Source organism: Sulfurimonas marina, from assembly GCF_014905095.1.
GTDB lineage: Bacteria > Campylobacterota > Campylobacteria > Campylobacterales > Sulfurimonadaceae > Sulfurimonas > Sulfurimonas marina.
Genome location: NZ_CP041165.1, coordinates 345,584 through 360,076 on the forward strand (window position 1 = coordinate 345,584; position 14,493 = coordinate 360,076).

13 protein-coding genes are annotated in these 14,493 nt (G+C 38.1%); 7 read left to right on the forward strand and 6 right to left on the reverse strand.

Annotated features, from left to right (window positions below):
* Nucleotides 1-45: 45 nt before the first annotated feature.
* Entirely contained in the window at nucleotides 46-939 is an 894-nt protein-coding gene (locus tag FJR03_RS01860; RefSeq protein ID WP_193114726.1) for an EamA family transporter, read from the reverse strand.
* 203 nt (nucleotides 940-1,142) lie between these two features.
* Nucleotides 1,143-1,700 (reverse strand): hypothetical protein, encoded by a 558-nt coding sequence (locus FJR03_RS01865; RefSeq protein ID WP_193113972.1) that lies wholly within the window; start codon nucleotides 1,698-1,700, stop codon nucleotides 1,143-1,145.
* 165 nt (nucleotides 1,701-1,865) lie between these two features.
* Here FJR03_RS01865 and FJR03_RS01870 point away from each other — a divergent pair, with 165 nt between their 5' ends.
* The gene (locus tag FJR03_RS01870; RefSeq protein WP_255524253.1) at nucleotides 1,866-2,954 is read left to right on the forward strand and encodes a DUF819 family protein; all 1,089 of its coding nucleotides are present in this window, start codon (nucleotides 1,866-1,868) and stop codon (nucleotides 2,952-2,954) included.
* Nucleotides 2,951-3,940, forward strand: a complete 990-nt coding sequence (locus FJR03_RS01875) for a dipeptide epimerase (protein WP_193113974.1) — start codon at nucleotides 2,951-2,953, stop codon at nucleotides 3,938-3,940. Before FJR03_RS01870 ends, FJR03_RS01875 begins: the two co-directional genes overlap by 4 nt.
* Here the strand turns inward: FJR03_RS01875 and nhaA are convergent.
* Nucleotides 3,900-5,252, reverse strand: coding sequence for a Na+/H+ antiporter NhaA (gene nhaA / locus FJR03_RS01880; RefSeq protein ID WP_193113975.1), 1,353 nt, complete (start codon nucleotides 5,250-5,252; stop codon nucleotides 3,900-3,902). The genes FJR03_RS01875 and nhaA overlap by 41 nt on opposite strands.
* A 102-nt stretch (nucleotides 5,253-5,354) precedes the next feature.
* Between nhaA and FJR03_RS01885 the strand changes: the two genes are divergently transcribed.
* From FJR03_RS01885 to FJR03_RS01895, 3 genes are read left to right on the forward strand one after another with little or no spacing between them, the layout of a single operon-like run.
* A complete protein-coding gene (locus FJR03_RS01885; RefSeq protein WP_193113976.1) occupies nucleotides 5,355-6,593 on the forward strand; it encodes a hypothetical protein in 1,239 nt (412 codons plus the stop codon).
* Nucleotides 6,590-7,579 (forward strand): AAA family ATPase, encoded by a 990-nt coding sequence (locus FJR03_RS01890; RefSeq protein ID WP_193113977.1) that lies wholly within the window; start codon nucleotides 6,590-6,592, stop codon nucleotides 7,577-7,579. The genes FJR03_RS01885 and FJR03_RS01890 overlap by 4 nt, the downstream gene beginning before the upstream one ends.
* Before the next feature lies 1 nt (nucleotide 7,580).
* Nucleotides 7,581-8,723: a vWA domain-containing protein gene (locus FJR03_RS01895; RefSeq protein WP_193113978.1), complete on the forward strand. Its 1,143-nt coding sequence runs from the start codon at nucleotides 7,581-7,583 to the stop codon at nucleotides 8,721-8,723.
* On the opposite strand, the gene FJR03_RS01900 is transcribed toward FJR03_RS01895, so the two are convergent.
* The 3 genes from FJR03_RS01900 to FJR03_RS01910 are packed head-to-tail and all read right to left on the reverse strand — an operon-like array spanning nucleotide 8,709 to nucleotide 12,248.
* The gene (locus FJR03_RS01900) at nucleotides 8,709-9,962 is read right to left on the reverse strand and encodes a GGDEF domain-containing response regulator (protein WP_193113979.1); all 1,254 of its coding nucleotides are present in this window, start codon (nucleotides 9,960-9,962) and stop codon (nucleotides 8,709-8,711) included. The genes FJR03_RS01895 and FJR03_RS01900 overlap by 15 nt on opposite strands.
* Nucleotides 9,962-10,654: a phosphatase PAP2 family protein gene (locus FJR03_RS01905; protein WP_226962151.1), complete on the reverse strand. Its 693-nt coding sequence runs from the start codon at nucleotides 10,652-10,654 to the stop codon at nucleotides 9,962-9,964. Before FJR03_RS01905 ends, FJR03_RS01900 begins: the two co-directional genes overlap by 1 nt.
* Nucleotides 10,632-12,248: a phosphoethanolamine transferase gene (locus FJR03_RS01910; RefSeq protein ID WP_226962152.1), complete on the reverse strand. Its 1,617-nt coding sequence runs from the start codon at nucleotides 12,246-12,248 to the stop codon at nucleotides 10,632-10,634. Before FJR03_RS01910 ends, FJR03_RS01905 begins: the two co-directional genes overlap by 23 nt.
* Before the next feature lie 74 nt (nucleotides 12,249-12,322).
* Here FJR03_RS01910 and FJR03_RS01915 point away from each other — a divergent pair, with 74 nt between their 5' ends.
* Both FJR03_RS01915 and FJR03_RS01920 read left to right on the forward strand, forming a co-directional pair.
* Nucleotides 12,323-13,585, forward strand: coding sequence for an ATP-dependent DNA helicase (locus FJR03_RS01915; RefSeq protein ID WP_193113980.1), 1,263 nt, complete (start codon nucleotides 12,323-12,325; stop codon nucleotides 13,583-13,585).
* Nucleotides 13,579-14,469 carry a DMT family transporter gene (locus FJR03_RS01920; RefSeq protein ID WP_226962153.1) on the forward strand — a complete coding sequence of 297 codons (891 nt, stop codon included), beginning with the start codon at nucleotides 13,579-13,581 and terminating at the stop codon, nucleotides 14,467-14,469. Before FJR03_RS01915 ends, FJR03_RS01920 begins: the two co-directional genes overlap by 7 nt.
* The last annotated feature ends 24 nt before the right edge of the window (nucleotides 14,470-14,493 follow it).

The following is a 14,493-nucleotide window of genomic DNA, read 5'->3' on the forward strand; positions in this document are numbered from 1 at the left end:
CTTTTAAATAAAATATTTAATGATACTCTTTTATGAAAAATTTGTCTAAAAGTATTTTTGGGTGTTTTTATAAAATAGAGATAAGTAGATCCCAAAGGCTATGAGACTAGCGCCCAATAGATGGTAGGAGTGTAAACTCTCTTTTAAAAAAATTGAAGCTAAAATGATACCGAAGATCGGCATAAGGTGGGTAAACTGTGCCGTTTTTGATGCACCTATTTTCTCTATGCCGTAATGCCATAAATAGTAAGAGGAGATCGATGCAAAAATAGAGACATACAAAAAAACAGGGTAGTTGTTTTGCAACACTTCCAGCTCTTGTTGAAACGAGTAGCCTTGATAGAGATAAAACGGCAGCAAGACTATCAAACCTATTGCCACGGTTGTAGAAAAATACTCAAAATCATTAAGATCTTTTGGTTTGTACTTGAGTAAAACAGAGTATAAAGCCCACGATAATGAAGTGATGATAATGAGAATATCCCCTTGATTAAACTCCAGAGTCAAAATATTTGCAATGTCGGCTTTGAGTATTAAAAATATTACGCCGAGGGTTGATAGTATGATCCCCGTAGTTTGGTAAAACTTTATCTTTTGTTTTAAAATAAAGAAAGAGAGAACAAGCACTAAGATCGGAACAGTCGAGTTTATGATCAGGGCATTTGTAGAAGTGGTGAATGTAAGTCCGTAGTACAACAGGGTATTAAATGTCGTGATCCCAAGTATTGCCAGCACTGTTAGAATTGTAAAATTTTGTTTTAGAGAATGGATGATTTTTTCGTGTCTGATGATTAAAATCGGAGATACCATCAAAAAAACAAAAAACCATCTAAAAAAAGCTAATTCCATAGGTGTTATGTCGTCTTTGACAAATCTCCCGAGTACAAAGTTTACAGACCAAAATAGTACACATAAAGTTATTAAAAAATAGGTTTTGATTTATTGCTCCTTAAAATTATGAAAGAGATATTTGTAAGTTTTAGTTGCGTAATTATACCTGCTTTAACTATGCGGAAATCTAACATTTTGGTAGAAAAGAATTTTCATAAGAGTACATTTTTTAATAAAGTATTTAATGATACTCTTTTATGAAAAATTTGTCTGAAGTAATAATTTTTTTCGGAGGCTAAACTATACTGTTTTTATGTCTGTTCTGTACTTGACGTCTCATGCAATATATTGTTTCTATGTTCCCAAAATTCATATAAATTGTATTTAGTCTTAATTATAAGCTCTATGATTTTTTGTAAAGATTCTTCTGTGAATTGTACATATTCTTGTTGCATACCATTTTTTGACATTCTAAGTTTTACAAAAGCATATCCCTCTTCGTTCGTACTTTCCCAATTAGCATGTGCTACAAGATTACGTAACTTAGCAGATTCTTTTAAATCGTTAACAAGTTGCTCATAACCTATAAGATTTTTATCTAAAGCAATTTGAAAATCATCGCAAAATCTTTTCAATAAGTCTACTTTTGCAGAAAAGCTCATTTTACTTAAAACAATTAAACCTGTAGAATCGGTTCGGTCTGTAAATCTTTCGCAAAGTACTGAATCTAAAGAACTTTCCAAAGAATTGAAATACATGATAATTAATCCAATAAATGGAATTGCATTTTCCAAATATTCTTCAGCTTTTTCTTCATCATCAATTTCATGATAAAGATGTTGCATAAAATCTGTAAGTTTTGTTTTCATATAGTCAAAATTCCTTTTGTGAGATAACTGTTGTATTAGAACTATTATATCTGTCATAGCTTGATTTTATCTATATAAAATAGAAAACTCACTACACTTATACCAAAAAAGTAGGGCAGATTAGTGATCGAAAATCCTTTGACATATTTACTTATACTTTCTATTTTGGCAAGTGGATTTTACTTTTTGGAAGAGAAGTCAAAACACAAGATCTTTACCTTCCTTCCCTCTGTTGTAATGATTTACGCTTTTTCCATGTTCTTGGCAAGTATGAATGTTTTTGCACAAAACGATGCGATCCACGATATCTATAAACTTGCAAAAACAAACCTGCTCCCTGCAATGCTCTTTTTAATTCTTTTGCAGGTTGATTTAAAAGATTTTATAAAACTTGGACGTAAACTTCTCATCGCCTATCTGCTGGCGGTGGTCTCGATCGCAGTCGGTTTTATGGCAGTGGTGTATCTTTTTGGATTCGATGAGACGATCGCAAGCTCTTTTGGCGCCTTGGCTGGAAGCTGGATGGGCGGTACGGCAAATATGGTGGCGGTCGGTTCGGCTCTTGGTGTGAGTGAAGATGCTTTTGCGTATGCACTTGTCGTTGACAGTGTAAACTATACGATCTGGGTAGCGTTTTTACTCTTTTTAACTCCCTTTGCATCTTATTTTAACCGTTGGAGCAAAGCGGACGATAGTGTTGTGACTATGAATGGAATCGGGTGTTCATGTACAGTTGGTGCAAAGCGTTACTGGTTTTTGGTTCTGCTTGCGATCTTAGTCTCTTTTGTCACTCAACTTTTGGCAACACAGTTTACTATTTTAAATTCTACTACAACCATAGTGGTACTCGCTACCCTTTTTGGGATCCTCGGTTCCTTTACAAAACTAAGAGAGGTTGGAGGCTCAAGCGAGATCGCAACGACAATGCTCTACATCTTGGTAGCACTTATAGGTTCGCAGGCGGTAATCGAGAGTTTTTGGAGTGTGGGCTTGTATGTTCTTGCAGGGTTTCTAATTTTGGCTATCCATTTTGTACTTATGGCACTTGGGGCAAAACTTTTTAAACTCGATCTTTTTTCGATCGCAGTGGCGTCACTCAGCAACATCGGCGGTGTAGCCTCGGCTCCGATCCTTGCTGCAACTTACGATAAAAAACTTGTAGGTGTGGGAGTGCTCATGGCGATCATGGGTTACATCATTGGAACTTTCGGAGGTCTTTTTGTGGGAAATATTTTAGTGGGGATGGCGCAGTGAAGATAGTAAGCATTACAACAACAAGGGAGAGGATCCCTTTAAAAACTCCGTTTGTAACAGCTCTAAGAACTGTGTATGATGCGGAGTTTATACGGGTGAAAATTGTGTTTGAGAGTGGGAGTGAGAGTTTTGGAGAAGCTCCTGCAACCAAAGCGATCACTGGGGAAGATTTAGAGAGCATTGAGCAAAACATCAAAGAGCTCACTCCTTTACTCCTTGGGCTTAATCGTGCAGAAGCTCTGCAAACTCTACATACTTCTTCGATCGGCTCCTCTTCAAAAGCGGCAATAGATATGGCACTTTTTATCCAAGAGACCATCAGCAACAGTGAGCCGATAGAGACAGATATTACGATCTCGCTTGGCAGTAAAGAGGAGATGTTAAATGAAGCACGTATTGCACAAGAGCGGGGGATAAAACTCTTTAAAGTAAAACTCGGCAAAGATATAGAGCATGCCATAGAGGTAACGCAGAGTTTGGCTGCAAAGTTCCCCGAGCATCAACTCCTCATAGATGCAAATCAGGCGTGGAGTGTTGCGCAGAGTTTGGAGTATATCGAGGGGGTAAAAGATCTAAGCTCTATAGCTTTGATCGAACAACCTGTGATCGCAAAAGATCTAGAAGGGTTAAAAAACATCTCGCAAAATTCACCCATTCCGATCTTAGCCGATGAAGCGGTATTTAGTTTTGAAGATGCGAAACATATTCACCAAAACGGTATTGCAGAGATGATAAATATTAAACTGATGAAGTGTGGTGGTGTAAGTCAGGCTATAAAGATTTTGGAGTATGCAAGGGAGCATAACATAACGTGTATGCTCGGTTCAATGATCGAAGGTCCCATCTCGATTAATGCAGCTGTGCAGCTCGCTTTTAACTACAGAGATGTGATCAAGTTTGTCGATCTTGACAGCCCGCTGCTCTATAAAGAGCCCTCAGAACTGCTTAGTTTCCATTTCGATCGGGGTGAGGTTTTTGTGCGATAAAGCGCAGCCAAAGAAACCCACCCAGACCTGCTAGAAGCGAAGCAGTTAAAATAGCTATTTTTGCTTGAAAGATGTAAGAGGCATTACCGTAAAAAGCGAGTTCGGCTACGAAGATACTCATCGTAAAACCTATTCCGCCCAGAAGTGAAACCCCAAAAACCTGACTCATAGAGCTGTTGTCCGGAAGTTGAGCTATCCCCAGTTTTGTAGCGATGTAAGAGACTCCCGCTATTCCTAAAACTTTACCAAACACTAACCCTAAAATAATCCCTAAAGAGATAGGCTGCAGCAGTGCTTCATCCACTTCGGCAAAGTTGATGCTGATACCCGCATTTGCAAGGGCAAAAAGGGGAATAACAAGTAAACTCACAGGAAGATGCAGCACCTGCTCTAACCTTGCAGAAGGTGATTGGATAGAGTCGATCTTCTCAGACATATTGATAAGAAGTGCTTTTTGTTTCTCATGCAAAGAGTAGTCTGTTGCAACAGGATAGTTGTCGTACTCGTTTAGGTTGTTTTCCATATGGTGGGTAAAGTCATCTGGAGTGTATTTTGGTTTTGAAGGGATCGCCATTGCCGCTATAACACCTGCGATCGTTGCGTGCACACCCGATTCGAGCATGAAAAACCATAAAAACATACCTACAAGAAAGTATGGAAGTATTGCATGGATACCAAATCTGTTAAATATAACCATTATTAAAAAGCTGATTCCAGCCAGTACTAAAGGAAGCAGATGTATTTGATCAGTATAAAATACTGCGATCACAACAACGGCACCCAAGTCATCTACAATGGCAAGGGCAATTAAAAAAGTTACAAGTGACGGAGATACACGTTTGTTTAGTAAAACAAGCGCACTAATGGCAAAGGCGATATCTGTCGCCATCGGGATTCCCCAGCCGTTTTGACTTGGCAGACCGCTGTTTATATAGATGTATATGAGTGCGGGTACAATCATCCCGCCAAGAGCAGCAAGAATCGGAAGAATTGCGACACGTACGTTTGAGAGCTCACCTACTAGTATATTCCTTTTGATCTCAAGACCGATTAGAAAGAAAAATATTGCCATCAGGCCGTCGTTTATCCAGTGGTGAATAGTGTGTGAGAGTTTCCAGTCACTAACATTGAACGATATTTTAAGATGGAAAACATCTTTATAAAATTCATAAAGGGGAGTATTTGCCAGTATAAGTGCAACTATTGTCATAAAAACGAGGATAATACCCGTTGTCGTTTGTGCATGAATAAAGTGTTCAAGCGGAGTCGCCACCTTTTGAAATGTCTTTTCCCACGGTGCATAAAGTTTCATATATTTCCTTGTAAAGTTTTGCAAAAAGTCTTAATTCTTAATTATAGCAACTATTTGCGAGTTTATATAAAAGTATGGAAAAAACTGCTGTATAATCCTTTTATGAATTTAGAGAATCTGAAAAATCAAACTATTTTATTGCTTGGAAAACCGAGAGCTTTTAACGAGGAGGAGTTTCTTTCTCAACTTAAAACTCATAATATTGAGCTGACTAGAGAGCTTGAGGATAATGTTCGTTTTATTATAGAGGGGAGAGTTCTAAGCCCTTACGAGCAAAACTTTTCCGATGAGTTGTATGAGATGAAAAAGTTTGAATTTGTCTCTATAGATGAACTCGAAAAACTCTTAGCTGAGGAGATCGATGATAACGTACTTTTGATGAGTCTGAAACTCTCACATGACCGTGATCGAATGAAGAGTTTTCTGCAAAACGGGTGTATAACTGACGGGCTCTTTTTTAAACTGCTAAAGAGTTACAAATGGGGCGGGGAAGATTTCTTTGAAAACGATGATAACCGTGACGTAACGGCGGCACTCATTGAGCGTTTTTATGAGAATATAGAGCGTAACCACAATGTACAGTTTGCGACAACGGGTCTAATCCATCTTATATCTCAGACGAAAGATGAAGAGTTGCTTGAAGCGATTAGTGATCTTGAGCCTATCAAGTTTCATCCAAAGATAAAAGTTATTTTAGCGACTCATCCTAACACGCCTAAAAAGGTTTTAAAACGATTTTTAAAAGAGGGTGACGATGAGGTTTTAGAAGTGATCTACTCTAACGTCAACCTCGATAAGATGATCGCAAAGAGCTTGATAGATGAAGCAGATATCGCGAAAAAGATAGCGGCAAACATAGCCCTTGATGATGAGCTGTTTAGATTGTTAGAAAACTATTCGGATCAGCTCGCAAAAAACACTACTCTAACTGAGGAGATGCAGCAAAGCTTATTTGATATGTCTGAAGAGAGTGTTGATGAAAATCTGGTACAAAACAGCAGTGTAAAGGGAGAGCTTTTAGAAGAACTCTATCAAAAATCGGCTCATCTGCAACGTTACATTTTAGAGAACAATTCGACACCAAAAGAGATTTTAGAGAGTGCTTTTGAAGATGTTAACAATCATCTCTCACTTGCTAAAAATATTTCCACTCCACAAGAGATACTTACGAAACTTTATGAATTGGGTGATGCCGAAGTGCTGTTAGAGCTTGCAAAAAATGAAAACACACCGGTTGAACTGCTTTACCAAATGCAGTTAGACAGCAGATTTGAGAGGGCTGTAAGAACAAACGAGGCCTTTGGAAAACATATTCAGACAGAAAATATAGGATGGTTATGAAAGCGACAAATTTAGTAAAATCATTAACGGCTTTGATCGAGAAAAAAGTACCTACATTTCTTTGGGGTGCTCCTGGGATTGGAAAATCTTCCATAGTGAGAGAGATAGCAGAATCTCAAAATGTTGGTTTTATTGACCTGCGTCTGGCCCTAATGGACCCGACAGATCTCAAGGGAATTCCTTTTTACGATAAAGAGAGTCATACGGCACTTTGGGCACCGCCTGCATTTCTACCAAAAGAGGGGGAAGGGATACTCTTTTTAGATGAGTTAAACTCCGCTCCTCCTGCTGTGCAGTCTTCTGCATACCAGTTGATCCTCGATCGTAAGATCGGAGAGTATGAGCTACCTGAAGGCTGGGCGATCGTAGCTGCAGGAAACCGTGAGGGTGATCGCGGTGTTACATATAAAATGCCTTCCCCTCTTGCAAACAGATTTGTGCACTTTGAGCTAGAAGTGGATGTGGATGACTGGAGAGAGTGGGCGTATAAAAGTGAGATAGAACCGAGCATCATTGCCTATATCTCATACAAAAACGAACACCTTTTTACCTTTGATCCTAAAAACGATACAAAAAGTTTTGCCACTCCGAGAAGCTGGGAATATGTAGATAAGATTATGAAAGCGGAGATCACTTCTGATGTGATACTCGATACGCTAAGCGGTGCGATCGGAAAAGATGTGGCAGTTGGCTTTTTGAGCTTCGTAAAAGTGATGGACAAACTGCCTGATATTAACAAAATCCTTGAGGGGAATAGTTCTGAGTACCCTGAAGAGATCGATGTGCTTTATTCACTTGCTTCAGCTCTTGTAAGCGGTATATTAAAAGATGAGAGTAAGTTAGAAAATCTTTTAAAATATACACTTGAACTTAAAGGGGAATTTGCCGTTATGATCGTACAAGACTTGCAAAGAAACGGCATAACTATGGAGCATAGCCCTGCATTTAAAGAATGGGTACAGAAGTTTTCTTATCTGCTAGCATAATATGAATATACAAGAAAAGATTTCACAAGCCAAAGCAAAACTTTTAGTAGAGTATCCTTACTTTGGTACTCTTGCTTCAAAGATCTCATTAGAACTTAATGATGATCTAGAGAGTTTCAAGTCTGACGGTAAAAAGATTGAGTATCGCGAAGAGTATCTTTCAGATCTTGAGCTTAGTGAGATAGAGTTTATCTTGGCAAACGGTGCCATGCACAAGGCTCTAGCTCATGAAAACCGCAAAGGAGATCGAAGCGGTTGGTTATGGCGAATGGCTACAGATATAGCGATTAATGATATGCTTCTTGAAAACGGTCTTGATATGCCTTATGGTGCAGAGTATAGAAAACGGTTTGCAGGGATGTATGCCGAAGAGATTTATGCCGAGTTAAAAGATGATATCTTACGCGATGATGAAGATCTAGAGTATGAAGCGGATGATGCCGACGATGTTGAGAAAAAAGATGAAGAGCAAAAGCAGGAGCAGCAACAGCAACAAACTGAAGAGGAACTGCAAGAGGAGATACTTCAAGAGCAGTTGATGGCGGAAGAGGCGATCTCTCTTTTGGAGCAAAAGTTTCAAAGCGGTGAAGCTCCTGAATCTATAGAGCGTTTTTTTGATATAAGTGGCTTTGGAAAGATAAACTGGCGTGATGAGCTTAGAGATGCGATCGATAAATATTATAGAGATGACTACACTTTGCTTCCACCTTCAAAAAAACTGTTGTATCAGGGGATCTACCTTCCATCAAACATCTCAAACACTTTTAAACTTGTGATTGCCATTGACTCCTCCGGCTCGATCGATGAGGAGCTGTTAAATCAGTTTTTGAGCGAAGTGAACTTTTTGATGGAGCATGTACAAAACTATGAGATTACTCTTATAGTGTGTGACGATATGATCCACTCACACCAAACTTTTTACAGCGGAGAGCCTTTAGAAGTAAAAGTTGTAGGGAGTGGGGGGACTGATTTTCGCCCTGTATTTGAGTTTATCGAGCAAAATATAGATGAGGTGAAACTGTTGCTTTATTTTACTGATCTCGACGGTATTTTTCCTAAAGAGGAACCAAATTATGAAGTGAAATGGGTCTCTCTAAAAGAGAGTGAAATCCCATTTGGAGAGCTGAACTTACTCGAAGACTAAGAGGTTTTTGCCTGAGTGTTTTGCTTTATATAAAAGCATATCTGCTTCGTTTAGGTTCTCTTCAATGCTCTCGTCCGTATTGTATAGAGTTGCACCGAGTGAAATTGTAAACTTGATACTTTTTTCTTTGTCGATTTTAATAGTAGCGAGTTCCACTTCTGAACGGATCGCTTCATAGATATCTGCTGCAGTGTCTCTGTCGATATCTTTTAAAACTACACAAAAATCCTCTTCGCTGATTCGTGCTACGATATCGCTTGCATTTGTTCCACTTTGTAGGATATTTCCAAGGGCTACAAGCACTTTATCTCCAACTTCAGAACCGTATGTATCATTAAGGTGTTTAAAGTTGTCAATGTCGATAAGAGCAATTGCGAGCTTTATCTCATCCTCTTGAATATCCTCTAGGAATTCATTCATTAGGTTGTAAAAATTTCGTTTGTTATAAAGACCTGTAAGGTGATCTCTGTTTGCGTACTGAGTTATCATCTGTATATTTTCCAACGCTTCGATCGAGTTGGTAATACGGCATGAAAACTCCTCTTTTGAGAAAGGTTTTTTGATGTAGTCGTTTGCCCCGTTTTTTAGAAAAAGTGCATTGATATCATCTGAATCGTTACCCGATAAAGCTACTACTGAGAGTTGATCTTTCGGGTATGTTTTTCTGATCTCTTTTGTGAGCTCTAAGCCGTTCATTACAGGCATATTGTAATCAGTCAGAACTAAAGAGATGTCCGGATTTACGTTGAGTATCCCTAAAGCTTCCTCACCGTGGGCTACAGTGATAACATTAAAGAAATGATTTTCAAGCATAGTTTTCATCTGGTTTCTAAATACAAGAGAATCATCTACTACTAAAATTTTATGTTGCTGGTTTTGACGGAGCCTTTTAATAGTATTGATAATATACTCGATATCGTTCATACCACTTTTGTTTACATAGTCAATAATGTTTTTCTCAAGCATTTTCTGTCTGAAATCTTTGTCGATATTAGCGCTTAAAACAAGTACATGGTTTTTGTTTTTTAAAGCGTAGTCGATCACCTCTCCATCGGGAGCATCCGGAAGATTTACATCTAGAACCGTAACAAAGTATTTATACCCTTTTAAAAAGAGTTTCGCCTCTGCTAATGTAAAAGCGGTATCAACTTCCATATCTAAAGCGAGTGAGAGCTTTTTTGCTATGAGTTTTGCGAGTGATTTGTTATCTTCAACGATTAGTATTTTTTGTTTTTCCATTATTCTACTACCTTTTCAACTTTTACAACACGTGCAATAATAAGAATGATTAGCCAAGCGAGCACCATTGTTATAAACGTATGACTGAAGAAATGATCCCCTATGATCATTTTGTACAGACCCATACTCCAGCCGATAACAAGTGCTACCCCAATTGTGAAGTATTGGTCTTTTCTCTTTTTGAATAAAAAAGCCAAACTCAGCAGTGCGAAACCACCACTTGCATGACCCGCAGGCCAACACTTTAGCTGATGTCCGCGAGAAAGAACTTCCTCGGGATAGTTTTCCCATACTTTTGTTTCAGGGTAAAGTCCGCCGTATTGGATCACGTCTCTTGGACAAGGCATATTTGTATTTGATTTTAAAAGCCCTGTGATTGAGGGTACCATAATGGCAGCTAGAACAACAACCAAAATACCTCGTCTTGATTTTCTGACAAGTGTACTCACTTTGTAAAAGGCAAGTGAGAATAAAAATAAAACACTGATAAGGATAAGAAGTTTTTTGATCCCGTCATAAAAAATAAATTTATAAGGCTCTACATTGGGTGAGAGGATCCAATGTTTTTCACTTAAGTTATAAAACATATCTTGAAGATATAGATCAAAACCGCTAAGACCAAAAAAAACTATGCTAAAAACTAGCAGGGAAAAAGTAAAAAGTATATTTTTAGTGCTTGCCATTGAAGACATCCAGATCTTTGTCGTACGCTTCTGTTTTTACTTTAAAGATACCGAGCATTGAGTGAAACAGGTTGTCTTGAGTAAATTTTTGCTCTTTTACAGCTTCTATTTTTTCCATATTTACATCTTGTTTCATTTGCTCGCCAAACCACATAAATGCACCAATGTGTGTTTGTGCATCAGGGGCCATAAAGTACGGCAGACCGTGAAGATATACACCACCTTCCCCGAGAGATTCACCGTGGTCACTCATGTAAAACATTGCCGTTTTATAATCTTTGTCATATTGTTTCAAAAATGAAATTGTTTTTGAAAGGAAAAAGTCTGTATATAACAATGCATTATCATAAGCATTTTTGATCTCTTCTTGTGTACACTCTTCAAGTTGGTTTGTTTCACATACAGGTGTATATTTTTCAAACTCTTTTGGATAGCGTTTGTAGTATGCCGGACCGTGGTTACCCATTTGGTGCAGTACAATAAACATATTTTTGTCTTTGTTTTTCTCAATGAAGTCATCAAGTCCTATAAGCATACCAATATCACGACATTCACCGTCCTCTGTACAGATTGTGTTAAGTTTATTGGATTTATAGTTCTCATAAGGAACTCTTAGCGCCATCCCTTTGGAGTCTGAGTTGTTATCACGCCATAAAACTGCTATGTCATCTGTATGTGCAAGTACATCTAAAATATTTTCGTGTGTGATCCCTTTTTTGTATGAATATTCATCTCTCTCAAACGGAGAGAACATACAAGGTACAGATTCTGCCGTTGAAGTTCCACATGAAAATACATTTGAGAAGTTGATAATATCCTCTTTGCTTAAACGTGGATTTGTCTCTCTTTCATAACCGTTGAGTGAAAAATGATCAGCACGAGCCGCTTCACCCACTACAAAGATTACAAGTTTTTTAGTTTCGTTTGCATCCCCTTCGATCTTCGCATCTTCACCTAACGGTTTTACAATGATAGGACCCGAGTTAAATGTTTTATTGATGTATTTTCCAGTTGAATAGATCCAGTATGGAGGATTTGTAGAGTAACGAAGCGGTTTATGCTCACGGAAAAACGATGTGTAGTGTTTAGAGAAGATAAACACAGAGAGCAGTACAAGTGCTAACGCACCAAACACAGTTACGATCTTTGCAAACATCTCTTTTTTAAACGAACCGTATTCGATCTTTGATTTATAGACTAAAAATGCCGGTAGCAAACCTAAAAAGATAAAATAAAGAACCTGTTTGATACTAATAAGATCAAGTGTTTCAGCCATATCTGTCTGCATCATATTTCTGATCATAGTGTCGTCTATAACGACTTTGTATGAATTCATAAAATAGTTTGTCATTGATGAGACAATAAGGATGAGGATAATGATAGGTTTAAGTGTGTATTTGGAACTTACCAGTGTTAAAAGCAAGCTTGTAACTGCAAAGAGTACAACTGCCAAAGAGATTAAAAACCCTGAATTTGAAAAGTTGAAAGGGTACACTTCTAACACATTGTGAAAAAAAGCGTAGTTGTCAAAAAGGACTAAAAAAAGTGCCGTAAAAAGTATGAGTTTTGTTTGTGTAAGTGCTTTGATAATGGTTTCCTTCATTGAACTGTTTGTAAAACAATATAAATTTTTGAAATTGTAGCAAATTTAAACAAATACTTGCTACTCTTGCACTTATGAAAAGTGAAGTAACGGGTCTGCTTGAATCAGGAAGTAATGTTTTTTTAACGGGTGGGGCCGGAGTTGGTAAAACTACGATCACGCAAGAGGTGATCAAACATTATGAAAGTGAGGCAAAAAAAGTTGCAAAACTGGCCTCTACAGCAATGGCAGCTACCCTTGTGGGTGGGCAGACACTTCACAGTTTTTTTGATTTTGGAATTGCAGGCTCTTTAGAGGAGTTGGAAAAAAACGGCAAACTGGAACCGAAGAAGAAGTTAAAAAAACTTATAAACTCCCTTACACTTATTGTGATTGATGAGATCTCTATGGTTAGCAGCTCTTTGATGGAGATGGTTGCCTATCGCTTGGAGCAGTGTGAATTTGAAGGCTCTGTTTTGGTAGTCGGGGATTTCTTGCAATTGCCGCCTGTGGTTAGAGGCTCGCAAAGAGCAGAGTTTGCTTTTGAATCGCCATCTTGGGATGAATTGGATTTTAAAGTTGTTGAACTTACACATATCTACAGAACCGATGATCAGAAATTTATAGAGCTTTTAGGGCATGTACGTTTCGGCTATGTAGATGAAGATGTCCATAACCAGCTTAATCATTATATAAAACCGCTTCCAAATGAACTCAATAACTTTACCTTTTTGTTCGGAAAAAATATCTCCGCTTCACAGCACAATAAAAATCAGCTGGAAAATATTGAAGGGGAGCTTTACTCTAAAGAGGCACAGGTAATTAAACACAAAACAAGTGTTAACGATAAAGAGGTAGAGAGATTTTTTGATGATGCCAGGATTGAAAAAGAGCTGGAACTAAAGATCAATGCCCCTGTACTTTTTACAAGAAACGCTTGGAACTACTATAACGGTGAGCGCGGCGTGATCGTAAACATAGATGAGCAGTATCTTTACGTACAAAAATCTGACGGACGTGTAGTGAAACTGGAAACGGTTGCACAAAGCAAATCGCAGTGGGTTGAAAAAACGATAAACGGCAAAAAAGAGATGGTTGAGGAGAGCAGTTTTTCAATCTATCAGTATCCTGTAAAACTTGCCTTTGCGATCACCATTCACAAGTCGCAAGGGATGAGTATTGAAAACCTGATCATAGATACAAGGCAGATATTTGCCCCATCACAGTTTTATGTAGCGCTCTCAAGAAGTTCTAATCCAAATAATCTTATACTGATCGCACCAAATACACAATGGTATAATCTTGCTTTTGTAGACCCTCAAGCACTCGCATTTGTTAAACAAGGTTCAAAATGTTAAGACAACTCGATAACGGCATACTCTACATGTTGCTCTCAGCACTTATCTCGGCACTCAACGGTGCACTTACAAAAATACTCGCAGATGATATGTCGGCTTTGGAGATAGTGTTTTTTAGAAATATGATTGGAATCTTTTTAATCCTTTATGCACTTAGACATACCCCGCCTAAACTCAGCGGTGGAAGTTTTCATCTGCTCTTAACACGAGGCTTGTTCGGGTTTTTGGCAATGATTCTCTTTTTCTACACTATTACGACTATCCCTTTAGGCGAAGCAATAACGCTCAATAAAACCTCACCGTTTTTTGTCACAATACTTGCTTTTTATCTTCTGGATGAAAAACTGAGTCCTATGACACTTTTAGCACTGCTTATCGGTTTTTTAGGGGTGATTTTAATAGTAAAACCTTTTGGTATGAGTTTATCGTATGAACATATCTTGGGAGTATTCGGCGGTTTTTTTGCAGCAGCTGCGTATACTACTATTAAGAGGATCAAAGATATTTACGATTCAAGGGTGATAGTTTTATCGTTTGTAGGGGTGGGGACAATTCTTCCAAGCTTACTCTTTTTGGCAGCTCCATATATAACGGCACCTGAGTCGATAGCTTTTCTATTTCCCGAGTTTATAATGCCAAGTAGTTTCAAACTGTGGGCTTTAATAGCTTTTATGGCGTTGATCTCTACACTCTCACAATGGCTCCTTACAAAAGCGTACAGTGCAAAAAAATTAAGTGTCGTAGGTGTGATCAGTTATACAAACATCCCCTTTGCGATCGGATTTGGATTTTTACTTGGGGATGCTTTTCCGGACAATTTAACATTTTTAGGAATAGCACTGATTATTTTTGGCGGTATATTGGTTGGGAGAAAAAAGAGTTAATTTTTTGGTATCATAGTTCAATTA